Origin of the sequence: Paenibacillus timonensis (assembly GCF_022427145.1) — a bacterium.
In the GTDB taxonomy this organism is placed as follows: Bacteria; Bacillota; Bacilli; order Paenibacillales; family Paenibacillaceae; genus Fontibacillus; species Fontibacillus timonensis.
In genome coordinates, this window is sequence record NZ_JAKSXN010000002.1 from 1 (window position 1) to 21,417 (window position 21,417).

21 protein-coding genes are annotated in these 21,417 nt (G+C 55.6%); 8 read left to right on the top strand and 13 right to left on the bottom strand.

The window, feature by feature from the left end:
- Window positions 1-268 precede the first annotated feature (268 nt).
- The 5 genes from MJ257_RS00890 to MJ257_RS00910 form a co-directional block, all read right to left on the bottom strand.
- A complete protein-coding gene (locus MJ257_RS00890) occupies window positions 269-556 on the bottom strand; it encodes a hypothetical protein (RefSeq protein WP_240267508.1) in 288 nt (95 codons plus the stop codon).
- A gap of 172 nt (window positions 557-728) precedes the next feature.
- A complete protein-coding gene (locus tag MJ257_RS00895) occupies window positions 729-1,079 on the bottom strand; it encodes a type II toxin-antitoxin system PemK/MazF family toxin (RefSeq protein ID WP_059046614.1) in 351 nt (116 codons plus the stop codon).
- A 3-nt stretch (window positions 1,080-1,082) separates the two neighbouring features.
- Complete coding sequence (locus MJ257_RS00900; RefSeq protein WP_018750966.1) at window positions 1,083-1,364, bottom strand: CopG family ribbon-helix-helix protein; 282 nt, start codon at window positions 1,362-1,364, stop codon at window positions 1,083-1,085.
- A gap of 245 nt (window positions 1,365-1,609) precedes the next feature.
- Window positions 1,610-2,791, bottom strand: a complete 1,182-nt coding sequence (gene alr, locus MJ257_RS00905; protein WP_240267509.1) for an alanine racemase — start codon at window positions 2,789-2,791, stop codon at window positions 1,610-1,612.
- Between the two features lie 212 nt (window positions 2,792-3,003).
- Window positions 3,004-4,131 (bottom strand): LolA family protein, encoded by a 1,128-nt coding sequence (locus MJ257_RS00910; RefSeq protein ID WP_240267510.1) that lies wholly within the window; start codon window positions 4,129-4,131, stop codon window positions 3,004-3,006.
- Window positions 4,132-4,369: 238 nt separating this feature from the next.
- On the opposite strand from MJ257_RS00910, the gene MJ257_RS00915 reads away from it, so the two are divergent.
- Genes MJ257_RS00915 through MJ257_RS00930 form a run of 4 tightly spaced genes read left to right on the top strand, consistent with a single transcriptional unit; the run spans window position 4,370 to window position 7,026 of the window.
- Complete coding sequence (locus tag MJ257_RS00915) at window positions 4,370-4,807, top strand: LytTR family DNA-binding domain-containing protein (protein ID WP_240267511.1); 438 nt, start codon at window positions 4,370-4,372, stop codon at window positions 4,805-4,807.
- A gap of 12 nt (window positions 4,808-4,819) precedes the next feature.
- Window positions 4,820-5,251 carry a DUF3021 family protein gene (locus tag MJ257_RS00920; RefSeq protein WP_240267512.1) on the top strand — a complete coding sequence of 144 codons (432 nt, stop codon included), beginning with the start codon at window positions 4,820-4,822 and terminating at the stop codon, window positions 5,249-5,251.
- Between the two features lie 3 nt (window positions 5,252-5,254).
- Window positions 5,255-6,172, top strand: a complete 918-nt coding sequence (locus tag MJ257_RS00925) for an ABC transporter ATP-binding protein (RefSeq protein WP_240267513.1) — start codon at window positions 5,255-5,257, stop codon at window positions 6,170-6,172.
- Window positions 6,172-7,026, top strand: a complete 855-nt coding sequence (locus MJ257_RS00930; protein ID WP_240267514.1) for an ABC transporter permease — start codon at window positions 6,172-6,174, stop codon at window positions 7,024-7,026. Before MJ257_RS00925 ends, MJ257_RS00930 begins: the two co-directional genes overlap by 1 nt.
- Here MJ257_RS00930 and MJ257_RS00935 read toward each other — a convergent pair whose 3' ends face one another.
- Complete coding sequence (locus tag MJ257_RS00935; protein WP_240267515.1) at window positions 7,027-7,626, bottom strand: TetR/AcrR family transcriptional regulator; 600 nt, start codon at window positions 7,624-7,626, stop codon at window positions 7,027-7,029.
- A 120-nt stretch (window positions 7,627-7,746) separates the two neighbouring features.
- On the opposite strand from MJ257_RS00935, the gene MJ257_RS00940 reads away from it, so the two are divergent.
- On the top strand, window positions 7,747-8,304 hold the full coding sequence (locus MJ257_RS00940) for a hypothetical protein (protein WP_240267516.1): 558 nt from the start codon (window positions 7,747-7,749) through the stop codon (window positions 8,302-8,304).
- Window positions 8,305-8,683: 379 nt separating this feature from the next.
- On the opposite strand, the gene MJ257_RS00945 is transcribed toward MJ257_RS00940, so the two are convergent.
- From MJ257_RS00945 to MJ257_RS00970, 6 genes are all read right to left on the bottom strand, one after another.
- Window positions 8,684-9,934: an MDR family MFS transporter gene (locus MJ257_RS00945; protein WP_240267517.1), complete on the bottom strand. Its 1,251-nt coding sequence runs from the start codon at window positions 9,932-9,934 to the stop codon at window positions 8,684-8,686.
- A 72-nt stretch (window positions 9,935-10,006) separates the two neighbouring features.
- Entirely contained in the window at window positions 10,007-11,836 is a 1,830-nt protein-coding gene (locus MJ257_RS00950) for a cache domain-containing sensor histidine kinase (protein ID WP_240267610.1), read from the bottom strand.
- A gap of 9 nt (window positions 11,837-11,845) precedes the next feature.
- On the bottom strand, window positions 11,846-12,676 hold the full coding sequence (locus MJ257_RS00955; protein ID WP_240267518.1) for a response regulator transcription factor: 831 nt from the start codon (window positions 12,674-12,676) through the stop codon (window positions 11,846-11,848).
- Window positions 12,677-12,886: 210 nt separating this feature from the next.
- A complete protein-coding gene (locus tag MJ257_RS00960; RefSeq protein WP_240267519.1) occupies window positions 12,887-14,575 on the bottom strand; it encodes an extracellular solute-binding protein in 1,689 nt (562 codons plus the stop codon).
- A 71-nt stretch (window positions 14,576-14,646) separates the two neighbouring features.
- Window positions 14,647-15,540 (bottom strand): carbohydrate ABC transporter permease, encoded by an 894-nt coding sequence (locus MJ257_RS00965; RefSeq protein ID WP_178023910.1) that lies wholly within the window; start codon window positions 15,538-15,540, stop codon window positions 14,647-14,649.
- A gap of 19 nt (window positions 15,541-15,559) precedes the next feature.
- Window positions 15,560-16,534, bottom strand: coding sequence for an ABC transporter permease (locus MJ257_RS00970; protein WP_178023911.1), 975 nt, complete (start codon window positions 16,532-16,534; stop codon window positions 15,560-15,562).
- Window positions 16,535-16,743: 209 nt separating this feature from the next.
- Between MJ257_RS00970 and MJ257_RS00975 the strand changes: the two genes are divergently transcribed.
- From MJ257_RS00975 to MJ257_RS00985, 3 genes are all read left to right on the top strand, one after another.
- Window positions 16,744-18,096: an amino acid permease gene (locus tag MJ257_RS00975; protein WP_178023912.1), complete on the top strand. Its 1,353-nt coding sequence runs from the start codon at window positions 16,744-16,746 to the stop codon at window positions 18,094-18,096.
- Between the two features lie 83 nt (window positions 18,097-18,179).
- Entirely contained in the window at window positions 18,180-18,878 is a 699-nt protein-coding gene (locus MJ257_RS00980; protein ID WP_240267520.1) for a hypothetical protein, read from the top strand.
- Window positions 18,770-20,548, top strand: coding sequence for an alpha/beta hydrolase family protein (locus MJ257_RS00985; RefSeq protein WP_240267521.1), 1,779 nt, complete (start codon window positions 18,770-18,772; stop codon window positions 20,546-20,548). The genes MJ257_RS00980 and MJ257_RS00985 overlap by 109 nt, the downstream gene beginning before the upstream one ends.
- Before the next feature lie 71 nt (window positions 20,549-20,619).
- Here the strand turns inward: MJ257_RS00985 and MJ257_RS00990 are convergent, their stop codons facing one another.
- Complete coding sequence (locus MJ257_RS00990; protein ID WP_178023914.1) at window positions 20,620-21,177, bottom strand: GbsR/MarR family transcriptional regulator; 558 nt, start codon at window positions 21,175-21,177, stop codon at window positions 20,620-20,622.
- Window positions 21,178-21,417 lie beyond the last annotated feature (240 nt).

The window sequence follows — 21,417 nt, forward strand, 5'->3', positions numbered from 1 at the left end:
CCTTCGGGCACCAGAATCCGAGATTCTATATGAAAAACCGAATAGAATGCTCCAAATCCCGCGGTTTAGGCGAAATGTATATGGAATTTCATATACAATACACCTTCCAGGTACCGAAACCGCATAATATATATGAAAAATCGAATACATTCCGCCGTTGCCGCACTATAACTATACGGTGCGAGCCCCCAGCCCCTCCATCAAACCAAAAAAGTGCAAGCCGCCAAGGGACTCCCTTGCGCTTGCACTTTCGGGTTGGTTTGGACGCTTAGTTTACCCCGTAGACCGAGGCCATGCAATCGACGAACATCCGGTTGTATTCCTGCCGGGTCAGGTCCTTGTTGCACTGGATATCGCGCCCCAGAAACTGGTACCAGGTGATCTCGACCTGATCCTTTTTGTACAGGAACCGGCCGTTCGCAAGCGAAAACTTGTCGTTTTCGAAGGAAGTCACGTGTTCGTAATCCAGCTTGCTGCCTTCCTGCTCCGCAACGAATGTTGCCAACAAAATCAACATTTTGAAAGGATCGTCATAGATTTCATATTGAGCGCTCAAACGGCAACCTCTCCTTTATCCGTGATTACCTTCATCGTACTCGAATTGCCCCCGCTCGAAATAGCAAAATCATAAGATTCTAGTATCAAAATTATCGGCAAAACCAAAAACGCCCCGGAGCCGTGTCCGGAGCGTTTGATGTCAACCTGAAAACGCATTAGTTTAGGAATACTCAAAAATCGATTAAACCGAGGCTGATGAGCAGCGAATCGTTCACTTTCTTCATCGTCTCATCGTCCAAATGCGTAATTTTATCCGTTAATCTTTGTTTGTCGATCGTTCGAATTTGCTCCAGCAAGATGACGGAATCCCTGTCAAATCCGTGCGTAGCCGCGTCAATCTCAACATGGGTTGGCAATTTCGCCTTTTGGATTTGCGCCGTAATAGCGGCAACAATGGCCGTCGGGCTGAATCGATTTCCGATATCATTCTGGATGATAAGCACCGGTCTGACCCCGCCCTGCTCGGAACCCACCACAGGGGAAAGGTCTGCAAAAAAAACGTCGCCGCGCTTTACGATCAATGTTTACACCCCGCTTACTAGGCGGTCCAGAGTGATGTCTGCATCTTCTTCCGCGTGGAACGCTTCGGAGGCCATGGACAAATTGATTTTTGCCATTTCCATATAGCCGCGCTGCATCGATTCCCGGATAAAACGTTTCTTCCGCTCGTTCAGATACAGCTTCATGGCCTGCCTGATCAACTCGCTGCGGTTGGAATTCTCCATCGCCACGATTCCATCGACTTCCTGCAAAAGATGATCCGGCAAACTGATCATAATTCTTTTGGTGTTGTGCATATTGGCCATCTTAAAACTTCCACCCCCAAAACCTACTCGACCCTGTTTCCTGATATCAGTATAGCATTATTCAAGGAAATTTATACAAAAGAAATATATGCCGAGAGTATATCAAGTATGCTGCATTTCATTATAAACAAAAACGCCAACGCCGTACATACCTGATCATTTCCATGTTTAGTATTCGATAGACCCGGCATAAATTCCTCCCTCAGGGTAAAGTTTTGTTGAATTTTGTCTGCCGCTCCATTCTGTCACAGCAGCGGGTTCAGCAATACGTCAGGTTCGCCTTTCCGCACGTAAACCCGGGGCACCCGGTGGGCCAGCATGCAAATCAACTCGTAATGGATCGTTCCCATGGCGGATGCCAGCTCCCCGGCGGTAATTTCCTCGCCGACTTGCCGGCCGATGAGTACAACCTCTTCGCCGACTTGAATTTCTTCGGCTTCCTCAGCCAAAGCTTGAAGCGATACCATACATTGGTCCATACAAATTACGCCTGCTACAGGGACGCGGCGTCCGCGTATCAGAACTTGTGCCTTGCCGTTCAGCATTCGCGAATATCCGTCGGCATACCCGATCGGAAGGGTGGCGATCCGCTCCTCCTGCCCGGTGACGTATTTCGCTCCGTAACTAACGGCGGAATGGGGCGGTAGCGTCTTGACCCGTACCGTTTCGGTTTTCAGCGAAAGGACCGGGGTTAGCCGCACTTGATCACGGCGCACCTCATCGGACGGATACAAGCCGTACAAAGCGATGCCGATGCGAACCATTTGCACCGACAATTCCGGCATATCAATGGCGATTGCGCTGTTCCCCGTATGTATGATCGGGATACGAATTTCATGCTCCCGCAGCGCGTCCACCACACCCTGAAACCGGCGAAATTGTTCCAATGTATAGCTTTTGTCTTCCTCGTCCGCCGTGGCGTAGTGAGTGAACAAGCCTTCCACTTCCACCTGCGGCGCTTGCATGGCCTTGCGTACGAAGGCGACCGCCTCATCTCCAGGCAGCAGTCCGACGCGTCCCATGCCGGAATCGATTTTGATATGGACTTTCAGCTTATGCGGGAATTCGGCAGGATCCAGCGCTTCGATCGCCTCCAGCACTTCCTTGCTGAATACGTTCAGCGTGATGTCATGCTCCCACGCGGGACGAACACCATGGGGCGGCGTATATCCGAGCACCAGAATCGGCAGCTTGATGCCGGCCTTCCGGAGCTCCAGCGCTTCGTCCAGGAACGCGACGCTGAGGTAATCCGCGCCGATCCGCTCCAATTCCTTCGCTACAGGCACGGCACCGTGCCCATAAGCATTAGCTTTTACACATGCCAGCATTTTCATGTCCGCGGGTTGTCTTCTCCGCAATTCCTCGAAATTGCCGCGCAGCGCGTCCAAATCAATTTCCGCACGGGTTGGTCGATACATCACTTGCACTTTCGGGTCACCTTCTCCAAAGATTGAGAGTTCAAATATCTGAGCAATAACCTAATGGTAATGTTCATGGATGCGACTGTCAATTCTGCAAAAGAACCCAATTGCCGAGAAGGGCCGTTTTCAATGGATCCCTCTATATAATAAAGAGGCGAATCGACAGGTTCGGCGGGAGAAGCCTCCCGCCGACACAGCCGTTATCCGCCTGTTCCTTCTTATTTACCCGTTTGATCCTGCATCGAAGCGGCGATCTTGACCATTTCGGTCACCGGTAAGTTCTCGCTCGTAATCCGGAATTCCAGACCGTCTACGGTCCAGGTGAGCGTCTGCAGCGCATCCCCGGTCAGAAGCCCCCACGTAAAGCCCATGTCAACCAGTTCGCCCGGTACAAGCGAAGCGGTACGGTCCGGCGAACGCGTCTCCGACAGCGTGAATGGATATGTACCGTCATACCGCAGCAGCACGGTCGTACGATCGGCGCCTTCCACGGCTTGGTCGTCCTGGTACAGAACCCCATCCGGCAAATAGGTCGGGATAATGACGCCAAAGGGTTCCGTTAATGCCGGCGTGGCCGGTGTTGCCGTTGTCCCGCCTTCCGCATCATTGGATGCAGCATCGCCGTTAGCGCCAGCAGCTTCATCGGCCGGCGTCTTCTCCACGAGCATGCCGTTCTCGTCGACTTCAAGCAGCGTGCCTTGGGAATCCTGGGCCGCCGTATCCAGATTGTGCTGCATGTCGAACGAGTTCTTGTCGAACTTGGCATCGAAGTCGAATTTATCGAATTTCACTTCGACGACGACTTTGGCTTCGGCATCGGAAACCTGAACTTGCTTCGGCGCATAGTTGTCCTTGGCCAGCCAGATTTTTTGCCGTACTAAGGCGTGCGTGTTGTAATTGGCCGCGACCTCGAAGATGTAGCTCTCCTTGTCGCTTTCAAATTGCCGCGAGCTGTCGCTCAAGATGCTGCGGGCCAGCGTTTGGTACAGATACACCTGACCCTGGTTTTCCGGCCAGTCGCTTTGGAATCGGAAGCTCTTGTTTAGGCTTGGCGTCAGCACAAACACCCCTTGTTCGTTACGGAGCACGATTTGCGTGACGTCCTTCTGCGCATTGGTGAGCGCGATCCGGTAGAACGACGGGTTTTGGTACCAGACTTCCACCTTGTACTCCTGAGGCTTGTCACCCGTATAAAGCGTCATCGTGCCGGAACCCTGATAACTCTCCAACTGGGCAACCACTTTGTCCAAATCCTTGACGACGCCGTCGGCGTCCTTTTTCCCGCATGCAGCCAGCACGAAGCTTAAGGCTATCACGATGGTCAGCATCCACGTGAAACGGCGCATGAGATCATCCCCTCTGCAGTTTGATTTCCTAAACTGATACATGTCTATGAGGGAACTTGGCCGATTATGCAGACTAGCCCCTGCCCGGCGAAGACAAGTTGCGGGATGCAGGTTACCCTGCCGCAAATGCAGTTGACCGATTACGGTATTGCGTCCTTAAAAAACGGCGTGATATGGTTAACTCACCAACCAAGCTAACAGTTGATGCCGCTTATCCAGGTACCGAGGAGTGAATTCTTTGAAACTGATCATCGATCAATCCCTCGACCACGAGGACGTAGAAATCACGATCAAATGCCGGTTGATCGACGCCGATTTGGAGAAACTGATCGCCCAGATCCGGTTGTACGGCTTTGCCATTACCGGCAAAAAGGACGGAGCCGTCCACCCCTTGCGGCCGGAAGATATCTTCTATTTCGAATCCATCGACGACAAGACCTTTGCTTATTGCGAAAAGGACGTCTTCGACTGCAGCCTCAAGCTCTATGAGTTGGAGCAGCAGTTGGCCAAAGCCGATTTCGTGCGGATCAGCAAAAGCTGCATCCTGAATATCGCCAAGCTGTCCAGTGTCAAGGCTTTGATTAACGGACGGTTCGAGGCCCGCCTCCAAAACGGGGAGAAGCTGATCATTAACCGCCATTACGTCCAGGGATTTAAGGAAAAATTCAATTTTTAGGAGGGCCGAAGGATGACCAAATTGAAAACCTACCTTACCATCGACTGCATCTCGTTTACGTTCGTGATCTTGATTTTCTCGGGTCTGTCGCTGCTGGATGTGCTCCCTCCCTTATCTACCCGGATAGCCTTGCAAATCTTCGCGATGACGTCGTGCATCGCGCTCTTGATGAACTTCACCGACCGGATTCCCTGGAAGAGCCTGTGGCCTTCGATGGCCGTCGAAATTGGGATCGTGCTGTTTTCGGTATTTACCATCGGTTGGCTGTTTCGCGTGTTCCCAATGAACGGGCCTAATTTTGCGGTGATCAGCGGAATGTCCGTGGCGGTGTACTTTGGCGTATACGGCGTTCTGATCATCAAAGACCGCGTAGATGCGGATAAGATCAACCAGCATATTCAATCCAAACAGAAGAACCCGTCACGAAAGACGGAGGGGGAGTAACTCATGGGGAATATCATTGAGGTTAACGGCCTAAAAAAATCGTTTGGTTCATTGCAGGCCGTGAAGAAGGTGGACTTTACGGTGAAGGAGGGCAGCTTGTTTGCCTTCCTCGGGCCCAACGGAGCGGGCAAATCAACGACGATCGATATCATTTCAACCCAGCTTCAGCCCGACGGCGGCGAAGTGGTCATCGACGGGTACCGCTTGGGGCAAGACGATGATCGGATTCGCTCCTCCATCGGGATCGTGTTTCAGGACAGCCTGCTTGATCCGCTGCTGACGGTCGAGGAAAATTTGCAAACCCGGGGCCGCCTGTACGGGCGATCTCGCCCGGAACTCAAAGCGGCGATCGAAGCGGCGGCGGAAACGGCGGGCGTCGCTGAATTTCTGAAGCGGCCTTACGGCAAGCTGTCCGGCGGCCAACGCCGGCGGGCCGACATCGCCCGGGCTTTAATCCACACGCCAAAGGTATTGTTTCTCGACGAACCGACGACGGGACTGGACCCGCAAACGCGCAAAAGAGTGTGGGAAATGGTTTTGAAGCTGCAGCGGGAACAGGGCATGACGGTGTTTTTGACCACGCATTATATGGAGGAAGCCGCCCAAGCCGACGATATCACGATCATCGACCACGGCGAAGTATTGGCCCAAGGCACGCCGCTGGAACTCAAAAACCGGTACGCTTCCGACATGCTGAGAATCAAACCGGTGGATGACGGCAAGTTGGCCGCTCTGCTGGAGGAATTGGGACTTGCCTTCAACCGGGATGCCGCGGGCATTTATCGCATTGCGCTAAACCATACCGTCGAAGCGCTCGGAATCCTGGACCGGTGCCGGGACAATATTGCCAACCTGGAAGTCGTCAACGGAACGATGGACGACGTGTTTATCAACCTGACGGGAACGGAGGTCAGAAGCTGATGTTAAGCATTGCAAACCGGAATTTGAAGATCTTCTTCAGGGACCGCGCCGCGGTATTGTTCTCCCTGCTGGCCGTGTTCATCATTCTTGGGCTTTATGTCGTCTTTCTCGGGGATACGATCGCGGACAGCCTGCCGGTGATCGACGGGGCGTCTGTTCTGATCAACAGTTGGGTGCTCGCCGGCATTCTAGCCGTCACCTCCGTTACTTCTACGATGGGGGCTTTCGGGATCATGGTCGAAGACCGCTCGCGTAAAATCCTCAAGGATTTTACGACGTCCCCCCTCCGGAGAAGCCGGCTAACCGGCGGCTACATCCTCAGCGCTTGCTCCGTGGGCGTCATCATGAGCGTAGTCACCTTTATCCTCGGGGAGCTGTATATCCTGGTGCTGGACGGGGAGCTGCTGCCGCTGCTCAGTATCCTGAAAGTGCTTGGACTCATCGTGTTATCCGTCCTCGCCAGCAGCTCGATCGTCTTCTTCATCACCACGTTCCTGCGCAGCCAGAACGCCTTCTCGGCGGCCAGTACGGTGATCGGAACGTTGATCGGCTTCCTGACCGGCATATACGTGCCGATGGGCAGCCTGCCCGAAGCCGTGCAGTGGGTCATTAAAGTCTTCCCGATCTCCCATGCCGGCGTGTTGATCCGCAACGTGATGCTCGAGCGCCCGATGGAAGTCTCTTTTCACGGCGCACCGGCCGGCGCGCAAGCGGAGTTTACGGAAAATATGGGCGTTGTCTATCACTTCGGCAGCTACCAGGTGGAGCCTTGGGTAAGCATCGTCGTTTTGCTGGCGACAACGGTGTTATTCTTCGGCTTATCCCTGCTTAGCGTATCGCGTAAAAACAAATAATCAAGCGTCCGCCGCCGCGTTCGAGAATGAGTCCAGATGGGCCGTCAGAATGCGGCGGATTTTCTTAGGATCAAGCCGTACCGGATCGAGCAACGCATGCAGGGCAATGCCGTCGATCAAAGCGTAGAGCCGCTCCGTTTCCAGCTCCCGATCTGCCCCCGCTTGCAGCAGCCCATGCTGATCCATGGATGCGATCAAACGCTGCATCAAGTCGTACAACCCGTCATGGCGTGCATCGAACCCTTTGGGTTTGTGCCGGAAATAGGCGGTAAACGCCATCCACACCTCCATTTCCGCCCGGGTCTCCTCGCGGGTTGGCACGACCTCCAGCAAAATTCTAAGCACCTTCTCCTTCGGCGGAAGGTCCAACGCAGAAATGTCAAGGATTCGTCCTGCCGCCCTCTCCTTCACCAGGTTCATCGCATAGAGCAGCAGCTCCTCCTGCGAGCTGAAATCATGGCGCAGCGCCCCCGGCGAAAGTCCCGCCGCCCTGGCGATATTGCGAACCGTTGCCCCTTCCATCCCCTGCTCCAAAATCACCCGCCAGGTTGCTTCGGCTATAACTTGTTTTCTTTGTTCATGATCTACTTGTTTTGGCATGTCTCTAGTTTACCACCTCCATGGCCGATCACACAATTTATTTAGCACAGTTGTATTAATTAAAACGGGATGTTACAATACACTCGACATTTTCACATTCATTGCGTTAAGGGGGGCATTATGAACTTTGTCGCTTGGTTGATCGTCGCCTGTGAAATCGCCTTTTGGATCGTCATTATCGCGGGATTATCCGTCCGTTATGGGCTGAAGCGGCCAAAGCTGGGGTTGGCGCTGTTGGCCTTAACGCCGGTGATCGATTTGCTGCTGTTCGTCATTACCGGCGTAGACTTGTACAACGGTGCCGCAGCGACGACAGCCCATGGGATCGCGGCCGTTTATATCGGCGTGTCGATTGCTTTCGGCAAAAGCATGATCGACTGGGCCGACCGCTGGTATCGTTACCTGATCGCCGGGGAGAAGGAGGCTAGGCCGCCCAGACGGTATGGCCTGGAGTTTGCCAAGCAGGAGTTAAGGGGTTTTCTTCGCCATGCGCTCTCATTCCTGATTGGCGGAGCCCTGCTCCTCGGCATGATCACCTTCATCGACGATCCGGGCCGGACCGAAGCGCTGGGCGGGATTTTGCGGGTCTGGGGCCTGGTGCTCGGCATCGATGGTCTTGTCATGATCTCCGCGTTCGTCTGGCCGAAGCAGCCGAAACAAAAACCGGACCGGGCATGAGTTGCCCGATCCGGTTCTTTTGGCGTCCCCTGGCCAGCTATAGTCGATAACGCGAAAGTTGCGTTTAACTGTAAAATGTACCGTTAGTTTCGATGAATGCAGCGTTTTTTTCGAATTAGATGGAAATTCTGACGTTAATTTCGCCCGAAACCGCTCAATGGCGCCACTTCCGGCCAATTAACAGTAGGATTTCCAGTTAATTGACTCCGAACCGCCAGATTGTCCTTAAATAACGGTAGAAAATCCAGTTAGTTGACCCGGCTATGCTCTGTATGGCTTCTAAAAGGCCGGGTAATTCACTCCAATATGCTGGTGGATATGTGCGCAGAGCCCCGTTACTGGTCAGCCCAGGAAGCTAGCTTGCAGGCAGCCCTGCAAACTAGCTTGGCACCCCCGCCTGGGCTTCCGCCTTCCCGGCCGCCGCTTCCTGCGCGGCCAAATGGCGTTTCGCCAACAAGAGGAACGGCACGCCGAAGGCGGTCGTCAGCGCGATGATCGCAAAAACGAGCAGAGACTGCGAGACGCCGAAGGCGTCCAGCAGGAAACCGCCCACCAGCGGCGCCAGCACGTTGCCTAATTGGTTGAAGCCGAACATGCCGAAATACGTGCCGCGCAGCGAGGCGGGGGCAATGCGGTCGACCAGCACGTCGGTCATCGTAAACATCAGCACCTCGCCGATCGTAAAGATGACAACGCCCAGCAGAAACGCCCACACGGCATGCACCGAGCCGAACAGCAGCAGGCTGCCGGACACGAACAAATTGCCCGCGATTAGCGGCACAACCGGCGAGAAGCGGCCGGCGAACTTGACGATCGGGAACTGCACCGCCAGCACGACAACGGCGTTCAGCGAGAGCATGTAGCCGAACAGCGTAGCCCCGTCTTGGATATCCGGCGTCATCTCCAGGTACTGTGCCAGCGTAGAGCTGAAATGGCCATACCCGAGCACGCAGAAAATCATGCCGACCAGCACGTACAAGAAGGTGCGGTCCTGTCCGGTCACCTGCATTGCGCCCTTCAGCGACAAGCGTTCGCCCGCTCCGTGATCCGCCGTCCCGATTTCCTTGTGCAGCATGAACTGGAATACCAGGACCAGCCCGTACACCAAATACACGAGACCGGCGAAATAGAAAGCCAGCCCCGACTCCGAAGCCCCCATTTGCAAACCGAGGATCGGTCCGACCACAACGCCGAGATTAATCGCGGCGTAACGCAGATTAAATACCAGCATCTTGCTTTCCTGCGGTGTGATATCAGCCAGCAGCGCCCGGGAGGTCGGCTCGAACAACGCGCGGCACAACCCGTTTAGGGCATTCATGATAAAAAAGAGCCACACTTGATTCGCCAAGCCAAAGCCGATGAATACGAGCACCCAGCCGAAAATGGAAATATACAGCACGCTTTTGCGTCCGATAACGTCCGAGATGTACCCGCCGTAGAAGCTGGCGAACACTCCGATCAGCGAGCTGACCGCGACGACGATCCCGGTTTCGGACGGGGACGCGCCAAGCGATTTGATGAGGTAAATGGATAAGAACGGAATGCTCATGGACGAGGCCATGCGTCCGAAAATCGTCCCCACGATAATGGTCCACGATAAGGGGTGGATATTCCTGAGATGTGCGTTCATACGGTTTTCGCCTTCTTTATTCACGAGTTGTTCAAAACTATCTCCCTATTAAACCCGCGAAGTAAAAAATTGTCAAGGCGTGATAGGTTCCGTGCTGCCTGACGAATCGGAAGTCCTAGTGCTCCCCGGCATTCTACCGGCAGCGGGGACTGCCGGAAACCGGATCAGCACCGTCGTGCCGATCCCGGGGCGGCTGTAGATCCTCACCCCGTAATCCGTGCCGAAATGCAGCTGAATGCGGCTATGCACGTTGCGAATGCCGAAGCCCGCTTCCGCCCCGGGAGCGGGGTCGAAAATTTGCCGATGCCGTTCCCGCGGCATGCCGATGCCGTCGTCGATGATTTTGAAGCAAACGTCCCGCCCTTCCGTATAGCCCTGAATCCGAACGTGGATCGGGTCTCCGAACCAGGCATGCTCCAACGCGTTTTCGATGAACGGCTGCAGGACCAGCTTGACCGTGGTTAAAGACAAAATCGTCGGGTCGATCTCGAAACCGAAGGACACCGCCTCACCGAATTTCGTGCGCTGGATGTTGATATAGGCTTCGGCTTGGGCCAGCTCGCTGCGGATCGGAATCATCGTCCGCCCGTCGCTGAGCGACAAACGGTAAAACTTCGCCAGGTCGAGCACCATGCGTTGCAACTTGTCGATCTCTCCGAACTTGGCCAGCCGGCTGATCGAAGACAGCGTATTATAAAGGAAATGCGGATTGATTTGCGCCTGCAGCGTCTCCAGCTCGGCTTCCTTCTTCTCCAACTGGGTCAAATAGACCTGCTCAATCAGCCGCTCGATATTGTGCCCCATCTCGTTTAGGGCCGAAGCGATCTGGGAGAACTCGTCTTTCCCCCGGTAACGCATCCGTTTGTGGAGATCGCCTTCGCGGAATGCGTTCAAGACCGACACGATTTTCGTCACCCGGATCGAGAAATACCGGGAGATGAACATGCCGGCAAACGTAAACACGAACAGGCACAACACGCAGATCAAGGTCACGAACCAGCGCACTTTCGCCGAATCCTGTTCCATGATCGTCAGCGGAACCCGGGCCGTCAGCACCCATCCCGGACCGGCGACTTCCTCGCGAATCGTCAAATACTCCGCAGCCTTCTCCCGATTTCCGGTAACGCCGGTCTCTTTGATTCCGCTGGATTGGTACAACGTCCTCCCCGACTCATCCTGGATCAGCAGTTGGCTGCCCTCGCCGATTTTGCGATAGTCCAGCGTTTCGAACAACTCGCCGATCCGCACGCTCAGCCGCAGAAAGCCGATTTCCTGCAAATCAAGCGGCTTATCGCTGTCGACCAGCCGGCGCAGCAGCGAAATCCTGCCATACTCCCGGTCCTTCTCCACCTCGCGCCAAACGAGCGTTTCCCCGTATTCTTCTTCCGGAAACTCCAGGTACCACGGTTTGTCCTGAATCCTCCGAAGATGATAGATGTTGTATTGTCCCTCGAGCGCATCCGGATTCTCATGAACAAATGAACCGTGATAGATTTCAGGCAATGTATCGTTCTCCAGAAATACGTACATGGCCATATGCAGACCGGTCGCGTTCATGGCGATATGGAGCTTCGGCTGGAGCACCGTCGTCGTGCGCTCATAGCTGCTCCAGCCCTCCTCATAGCTGCGCAGCTGCATCACCAGCGTATAATCGTGATACAGCATGGAGGAGACGCGCTCCACGTCTGCGATTTTGTATTCGAGGTTATCGCGGATTTGCAGCAGCGTGCCCTGAATGTTGCTGCGGGTTTGCTTGCGGATCGATTCCTGGTAGAGGGTATGGGAGAAGTAGCCGATCGCAAGGACCGGAATCAGGATAAATACGAGGTACGTCAACATCAGCTTGTAACCGAACGGAAGGTATCGGGGCGACCGATTGGGCGAAACGCGGAGAATTTTCATCAAGGCGGCTCACTCCCGTTTGCGGAATTCCATCGGCGTCATCCCGAAGGTTTCCTTGAATTGCCGGCTGAAATAAGGCATATAGCGATACCCGACCTGACCGGCGACCTCGTAGATTTTCACCTTTGGGTCCTTCAGCAGCTCACGAGCCCGCTTCATACGCAACTCGGTCAGCATTTCGCTAAAGCCTTGGCCGGTTTCTTCCTTAAACAAATGCCCGAGATAGTTCGGCGAAAAAGCAAACTGCTGGGCGATATTCTTCAGGGTGAGGTTCTCATGGAGTCGTGCCTGCATCGTAGCCACGATTTCACGGATCAATCGGCTGCTGCCCGGCGCGTGCCGCAGCTGAGACGGCTCCGGTTCGCTTAGCCGTCCTCGGGCGTCTTCCGGCTTGCCGCTTTCCTGCGCCTCAAGTGCCTGCATCATTTTCAGATACTGTTCCTCCGTCCGTTTGCGATGGGCTTCGTACTCCAGCTCGAGGGTGATTTGCCGCAGCGAGGCGACCAGCTCGTCGTCGTCCATCGGCTTCAGCACGTAACTGCACGCTTTTAATGAGAGCGCTTGCTTCACATAATGAAAATCCTGGTGTCCGCTGACGAAAACGACGCGAACGTCCGGCCTCCGGTCCATCGCCCGGCGCGCCAGCTCCAGCCCCGACATATGCGGCATATTGACGTCCGTCACCAAAATGTCCACCGCCTGGCGCTCCATCAGCTCGCAGGCCGAGAAGCCGTTGCTTACGGCACCCACCACCTCCATGCCCAGCTCGGACCAGGGAATAAACGTCCTCATGCCCTCCAGGTCGAGATGCTCGTCATCGGCAAGCAGTACCTTGTACACGATCGTGTCAGCCCCCTTTTCCCTTGCGGAAAGTTCGGTTACAAGCTTCGTTTATCCCTAAGTATACCCGTCTCCCCGGGCGGTTGAGAACGGAGAAAATTCTCTATTGACCTTGGGCAGCATAAGATTGGATGTCCTCGGCGTCGGTGCGGATGCAAGAAAGGGGAGCCCGGAAAACCGGGTCCCCTCACCGACTACTCTGCCTTCCCGTTACTTGCCTTGGATGATCTCCAAATTCTCGTGCCAGCGCTTGGTGTAATGATCCAACACCTTCTGGAACCCGATGGACATCGTATCGTCATGCGCTTTGTCCAGGATGGCCAGCGCTTCCTCGTCCGATTTGGCGTAAAGGGCTTGCGCTCTGGCTTTCTGCCAGATGTCCTTGGCGCTCTGGAACGCGATGCCCTCTTCGGTATCCGGGAGCGGAGACAGATTGATGAACTCCGTGGCATCCCCTTGCGTTTTCCAAGTGATTTCATATTGCCAGTAGGTCGACCAGTTCCGCTCGTTCTCAGGCAACGTCGCTTCGAATTTCCCCTTGATGTCGTCAACGTACACGGTGTTGCCGACCCACATGACCGGGTCCATCTTCGCCTGGTAATCGGCGAGCTTCTCTTTGTTTTTCGTATAGTTTTCCGTAAACTTCGGCGTCATCCCGTCGGCTTCCAGCCCTTGCCAGAACTCGCCTTCAACGCCCCACATTTGCAATCGCATCCCCTCGGGACCTGTCCACCAGTCTAGAAAGGCGAAGATCGCTTCGGGGTTTTTGGCGCTGGTCGTGATAACCGCGGCATTCCAGCCGAGCATGTTGTAGGTGCCGGGATAAATTTTGTTTTTGTCTAACCCTTCCTTATGGATCGGCCACACCATGAAATAACCGGCTTCCGGATCCTGCTGCGTCAAGGCCGCATGCGCCTGCATTGCGTACAGGGTCGGGTTGGAGGAAGTGTATACCGCCACCTTGCCGTTCATCAGCTTCTCCTGCACCTGATCCCGCGTTTGCGTCATGGCATCCTGCGTGATGAGCTTCTCGCGGAACAGCTTCGCCGCGTAAACGACCGACTCGCGGTAGGCTTCATCCTTGTAAATGGACGTCATGGCGTCGCCGTTCGGAACGGCGAAATAACGCGTAAAACTTAAATTATCTTCTTTAAATGCAGAATAAATCTGATCCAGGCCGTGGCCTTCGCTGGCCAAGTCCGTTTCCATCGGAACCACGTCCGGATACTTCTCCTTCACCATTTTCAGGTAAGCGTACAGATCTTCGGTCGTTTCCAGCTTGGGCGAACCCAGCTCCGCATAAATCTTCTTGTTCACGACCCAGCCGGCGTTGCCATTCGGGCGATTCGTATACCAGTTCGGGAACTGGTACAGCTTGCCGTCCGGAGAACGCAGCATGTTCATCGCTTTCGGATCCAGCCATTTCTTCAAATTGGGATACTTCTCGATGTAATCGTCCAATGGCACCAGCAGGCCCGCTTCGCGCAGCCGTTCCACGTCAGCGCCGCGTTCCCCCCAGATCACGTCGGGCAAATCTCCCGAAGCGATCATCGTGTTCAGCTTTTGCACCGTGTTCCCGCCATTCGGGATCTCGGTAATATTCACCTGCTTGTTGTCTTTCACCCATGCGGTCGTCTCGTCGACGCCCCATTTCGGCATCGTGTACCAGTCGTAGTTGCCGTAGAACGTGAATTCCAGCGGCTCCTTGCCAAGCTCGTAAAGCTGCGGTTCCGCGGTTTCCGCCTGGTTCGTGCCCGTATTCCCTTCGTTGCCGGTTGGCGTCTCGGCAGCATTGCCGCCGTTATTCCCCCCGCCGCCCCCGGAGCACCCGGCGACGAGCAGGATGAGCACCAATCCTGCGGTCACGAGCCAGCTAAAACGTGTTCCCCTTTTTTCCATGCGACGATTTATCCCCTTTCCATTTCCATATTTATGTTCAAAGCAAAACGTTCTGCTTCAAACGCCATCCGCTATTCCTTCAGGGATCCGACCAGAACCCCTTTGACGAAATACTTCTGCACGAACGGATAGACCAGCACGATCGGGAGCGTTGCCACCATCATCGTGGCCATCGACAGCGACTTGCTGGTGACGGTTTTGGCCTGTGCCAGATGCGCCTGCGCCGCCGCGTCCAAATTGGCCGTCTGCTCCGAGACGATGTTAGAGGCGAGAATTTGCTTGAGAATGGTCTGAATCGGCAGAAGTTCCTCTTTGGAAATGTAGATGCTGGCCACGAACCACTCATTCCAATGCCCAACCGCCGTGAACAAGGATAAGGTGGCGATGACCGGTCCCGACAGCGGCAGGACGATGCGGAACAAAGTGCCCCAATTGCCGCAGCCGTCGATTTTCGCCGATTCTTCCAGCCCCTGCGGGAGCCCCTGGAAGAAGGTCCGAAAGATGATCATATTCCAAACCCCGATGAGCGATGGGATGATGTAAACCCAAAACGAATTGAACAAGCCCAAATTGCGGATCAGCAGGAAGGTCGGAATCAAGCCGCCGGAAAAATACATCGTAAAGATACATAGCAGCATGTAACCCTTACGTCCCATCAACTCGCGTTTCGTCATGCCGTAGGAAAAGATCGCCGTCGCTAAAATGGCGCTGACCGTCCCGACGACCGTCCTTGCCACGGAGACCACGAAACCCGACATCAGCCGTTCGTCCTGGAAGACCACCTCGTAGTTCTCCAAGGTGAAAGCGCGCGGCCAAAGCGTGATCCCGCCTTTGGCGGTATCCAGTCCCTCATTCAGCGATATCGCGATCGCATTCAAGAACGGATATAACGTGGAGAGGGCAAAAAGCGTCAAAAACGTATAGATGAATCCAACCATGACCCGGTCGCCTCTGCTGCTGTACATCGCGATCACCTCCTCCTGCTTACCATAAGCTGTTGCCGGATTTGCGGGCCACATAGTTGGCGATGGTCAGCAGCCCGACGCTGACGACCGCTTTGAACAATCCGACGGCGGTGGCGTAGGAATAACGGTAATTGTTGATCCCGACGCGGATCACGTACGTATCGATGACGTCGGATACATCCCGCAGGGCCGGGTTTACCGCCAGCACGAGGATGTCCTCGAAGCCGGCGCTAAGCAAATTGCCGATCGCCAATATCATAAAGATCGAGATCACCGGCATAATCGATGGAAGCGTTATCAAATAAATCTGCTTGAAACGGCTGGCTCCATCGATGGAGGCCGCCTCGTACGTATGCGGATCGACGCCGGCGATCGCCGCAAGATAAACGATCGAACCGAAGCCGATCTCCTTCCAGACGTTGGTCGTGATGAGAATGCCCCAGAAATATTCGGGCAACGAGAGAAAATTGATGGGTTCCCGAATGAGGTTAAGCCGCTCCAGCAGCATGTTCAAGCTGCCGTTGTCCGTCGCGAGCATCGAGGCGACCAGGCCGCCGAGAATGACCCAGGACATGAAATGCGGCAAGTAGGTAATCGTCTGCACCACACGCTTGAACGCCATTTTCCGTACCTCATTCAGCATCAAGGCCAGCAGAATGGGCGCCGGAAACCCGATGCAGAACTTCAGCAGGCTGATGACGATCGTATTGCGCATGACGGTGTAAAACTCCGGCGAGTTGAAGAAATAGGCAAAGTGCTTCCAGCCTACCCAAGGGCTGCCGGTGAAGCTATGTCCGATTTTGTAATCCTGGAAAGCGATCAGGACGCCGTACATCGGGATGTAGCTGAACACGATAATCAAGGCGAGCGCCGGGAGCACCATCAGTTGCAGGTCGATTTGCCTGAAAAAACGCGCGAATCCGTTACTCCTTCTCTTGTACGGCATGGGCGGCAGGGCAGGTTTCATTTGCCGATCGGCGGACAGCCGGGCCATAACGCTTCTCCCCTTTGCGCTTTATTCATCTTGCAAGTTATTGTATATTGGCCGTCGGGCGCTTGCCTACCTGACCAATCAACGAAATGTGATAAAAATCAACCGGGTATGATTTCATTTCCTCCAAGCGGGGAATTAGTGTAATATTAGTCCGTATTGCGATTCCAATCATCCAGTTGATTCTACTTAAGTTTAGGGGGCTTCTCTACGTGAAATCCGATTCTTCTACGCTGCAGAAAAAACTGCTGCCCCGCCACATCAGCTTCATGGCCATGGGCGGCGTCATCGGCACCGGCATTTTCAAGGGCAGCGCCGAGACGGTCAGCCTGGCCGGTCCCGGCGTCATCTTCTCTTACGTCTTCGCTGGGCTGCTGCTGCTTGTCGTCATGGGCGCCATTGCCGAGATGGCGACCGTATATCCTGGCCGAAACATGAAGGACTTCATCCGTGAAGCGTTTGGCGAACGCGTCTCCTTCATCCTGGGCTGGCTTTATTGCTTCATGTGGTTGGCCGTCTGCGTCATCGAAGTGATCGCCGCCGGCAGCTTCCTGCAGTTCTGGCTGCCCGGCGCGCCGCTGTGGGTGCTCAGCCTGGCCAGCGCCGTCTTTATCCTGGCTGTGAATATGATGAGTGTGGGCGGCTACGGGGAATTTGAATTTTGGCTGGCCGGGGTCAAAATCGCGATGATCATCGTCTTTATCCTGCTTGGCGCAGCCATGCTGTTTGGCCTCATTCCCGGCGCGGAAGCTCCGTTCCCGCGCAACTACAGCGACTATGGCGGCTTTTTCCCGAACGGCTGGACGGCGATCTTCTCGGCGCTGCTGGTCGTCATGTTCTCCTACGGCGGCTCCGAGCTGATCGGACTCACCTTGTCGGAAGCCAAGGACGCGGAAAAGGTGCTGCCCCGGGTCGTCAAAAACTTTATTTTGCGCGTCATTCTGTTCTATACCTTGCCGATCTTGATCATCTGCGGGTTGGTTCCGTGGAACAGCCTCAGCGAGCAGACCAGTCCGTTCGTGCAGGTGCTGACGTCGGCAGGTTTGCAAGGCGCGGCGCATCTGATGAACTTCATCCTGATTACGGCCGTCTTGTCCGCGGCCAATTCCGGCATTTACGGCGCGACCCGGATGCTCCATTCGATGGCTACGGGGGGCGAAGCGCCAGCTAAGCTAGGACGGATTTCGGCGAAGGGCGTTCCGGTCAACAGCCTGATCCTCAGCGGCATCGTCCTGATCCTCGGCTCCATGCTCGCCGTTTTTAATCAAGCGGGATTGTTCCGTCTGTTGATGGCCGTACCCGGCTTTGTCGTGCTGCTCGTGTGGATCGCGATTTGCTTGTCCCAGTTGAAGCTGCGCAAGCGTTATCCGGCGGTGCCTAGCTTTAAGGTCTGGGGCTTTCCCTATATTACGGTACTGACCGTGATCGGCCTGGCCGTCATTGCCCTGCTGTTCCTGTTCGATGCGCAAAACCGGATCAGCATCGGCGTTTGCTTGGCCGTGCTGGCCGTGTTGATCGTTTGGTCGACCGTCCGTTTTCGCAAGCGTACCGGCGAAAGAGGGTAATCCGTCGGTTCGAACCCTACATTCCCCTGTTTCTCCCGTTCCCCCGCCCATGATACAATAAGGGTAGAGGAGAGAATACGATTTTGGGGGAAACCATGGAACTTCAGGTTGTTACCGAACTGTTGCAGAGTCAACCGAAATTGCGCTCCCGGATCGTTCGCCGCATCCGGAATGCTTACCGATACGATACCGCCTTTTGGCGATCCGCCGTTGCCGGCCCCTGGGGGGCCGGCATGTTCGCGTTTGGCCTGCTGGCGTTGGGCATGCCGACGGGACTTGGCACCGCGGTCGACCTGCTGCTGTTCCTGCTGGCCGGAACGATGGGCCTGTACCTGACCGCCCACGTTGTCGCGCTGTTGCTGGCCTTGATCGGCGTACCGATCCCCCGCTTGTTCACGGGGGCGGTCCTGTTTGATTTTGCCGCCGTTTTCGTCATATTCAACTATAACGAAGTATCCCCGGCCGCGGCTGCGGTCGTGGCCGGGATCATCAGCCTGGCGGGGATCGCCGCCGGGCTGTTCGGGGGAACGCTCGCCAGCCGTCGCCTCCGGCTGCGCCACAAAGCCGCAGCCGCCCTGATGGCGGCGCTGCTCGTTACGGCGGCCGCGATCTGGCCGTTCGCGGCCGGGAACGACTCCGCCGTGCCGGCCTTCCAAGGGCGCAAAGCGCCGGGATGCAGGAAGCCGGCGACGTCGATGGAGCTCCCGCTGCGGCCGTGCCGAGTCTTGCCGACCAGCTCGGCAGCCCCGCCGAGCCCGGGCCCTATGAAGTGTCGACCTTGACGTACGGCAGCGGGAATGACGCCTGGCAGCCTGAATTCGGCGAAGCGGTCGACATCACCTCCGAGGCGGTGGATGCCTCGGCTTATATCAAGAAGTGGTCGGTCTACCGGACCGCTTATTGGGGATTTAATCAGCGCGCTTTGCCGCTGAACGGGAGGGTCTGGATGCCGGCGGCGGCCGAAGGAAGCGCCGACGCCGAGGGCCCGGGACGTTTCCCGCTCGTCCTGATCGTACACGGCAATCACCTGATGGAGGATTTCTCCGACGACGGGTACGCCTATCTCGGGGAGCTGCTGGCCAGCCGCGGGTTCATCGCCGTCTCCGTTGACGAGAATTTTCTGAATTATTCCGTGTGGACGGGGATTCCCGATAACGATATGAAGGTCCGGGCCTGGATCCTGCTGAAGCATTTGCAGCAGATCGGCGATTTCGCCGCCGAACCCGGCAACCCGTTGTACGGCAAAATCGACTTCACCCGCATCGGCCTGGTCGGCCATTCCCGCGGCGGGCAGGCGGTCGCGATGGCCGCGGATTACAAGGATTGGTTCGGGGACGACGCCGAGTTGATGCAACGCTTGGCCTCCTGCCGGATCGAAGCGGTCGCCGCCATTGCTCCCACCGACAGGAAGGTGGACGGGAAGTTTACCCAGTTGAAGGATGTCAGCTATCTGACGCTGCAAGGCGCGCGGGACGGCGACGTGAGCGATTTTGACGGCGACCGGCAGTATATGCGGACGAGTTATTCGCAAGGCGGGGGCCGGTTCAAGGCCTCGCTGTACATCGGGGACGCCAATCACAGCCAATTCAACAGCAGTTGGGGCGGCCGCGACGTTAGCTATCCGAAGGGCATCCTGCTGAGCCGCGACGGGATGCTGTCGCCTGCCGAGCAACGAGGTATCGCCAAGGTGTACCTCTCGGCTTTCTTCGAGGAAACGCTGCAAAGCGGAGAGCCCGGCCGGTACCTCCCGCTGCTGCAAGATTACCGCACCGGGTTGGCCTGGCTCCCGGACACCGCGTATTACAACCGGTTCGAGAGCGACGCGTTTACCGCTTGGGCCCGCTACGACGAGGATTCGAACCGCATAACGCTGCCCGGCGGCGGCAAAGCGGAGGCCAGCGCGTTGTCCTGGAAGGAAGAAGATGCGAAAAACCGTCAAAACGGCGGCAAGCCGTCCCGCGGAATCGTCCTGGAACGCCGGCAAAACGGCGACGGCGACGAGCCTTCCGTTTACGCGCTGACCTGGGAACACGGTGCTCCCTTGCCGGCCGGCGGCAAGCTGGAGGAGCTGGCGTTCTCGTTGACCGACCGCAGCTTCGAGCTGGAGGACGACGATACGCCAAACGCGGCGTTGGCCTCGGGAACCGTAGCGCTGGAGGTCGAGCTGACCGACGGCAATGGCACCTCCGTCCGCTTGCCTCTGGCATGGTTCATGGATACCGAGCCGCTCCCGGTTACCTCGTTTACGATCCACCCTTGGCTGGATCGCCATCTGTCGGGAGGCAAATACAAGCATCCGACGGAAGCGGTGTTCCAGACGTACCGGCTGTCCCTGGCGGATTTCGCGGCGGCCCAACCGGATTTCGCTCCGGAGACCGGAATCCAGGGACTCTCCTTCCGTTTGAGCGGCGGCTCCGCCAAGCTGATGCTGGACGACATCGGGGTCTACTGACACGCAAAAAAACGCTTATCCCTGCAGCCACCTGGCCGCGCATTGGGATAAGCGTTTTTTTATGACGAACATTAGGATTCGGTTTCTTTCGGTACCAGCTTGTAAATCTCTCCGCTTTCCATCGTATCGATCAGCCGGTCCAGCCATTCGTAATACTTCACCGTTTCTTTCATCTTGCGCACGTCTTCCTCCAGCACCCGGCGAAGCGGTCCCTCCGTCTCCTCCGTCATCGCTTTGGACAATTCCTCAATCGAGCGGCGCAGAACCAGAATATTGCTCTCCACCGCCTTTCTCCATTTAATCGCGAAAAAGTCCGTAAACGTCTGGTACCAGTCGTACTCCACTTCATATAAGTCCTTGCGGGAGCCTTTCTCCCACACTTTATTGACCATTTTGAGATCCAGCAGGGTGCGGACTCCCGTACTCATACTGGTTTTGCTCATTTTCATTTCCATGCCCATCTCGTCAAGAGTCATCGGCTTGTCGGCAAAGAAGAGCAGACCGTACAAGTGCCCTGTCGATAAGGAAACTCCGTACAAATCCATGTTTCGGCCGATCGCCTCGATCACCCGCTTGCGAACCTTCATTAATAATGCCTGTTGCTCATCGGTGAGCTGGTCCAAGCTCATGCTTGTAACCTCCTATCCATTTGCAAAAAAGACCTCTCCGGCTGTCACGCGTCGATCCCGCAAAACCTCTAAATCGCTATGCGGCTCAACGCTTATTCTATCTTAAGAAAGTCAAGCCCAAATGTAAAGAAGCAGCCTAGGGAGCATTTAGGAGGATTTCGGAGTTATCCGGAGGTTCGTTATGTTCAGTTTTTTCTGTACGTTCCTTACGTACGGTTTTGGTCTTTGCACTATCGACGC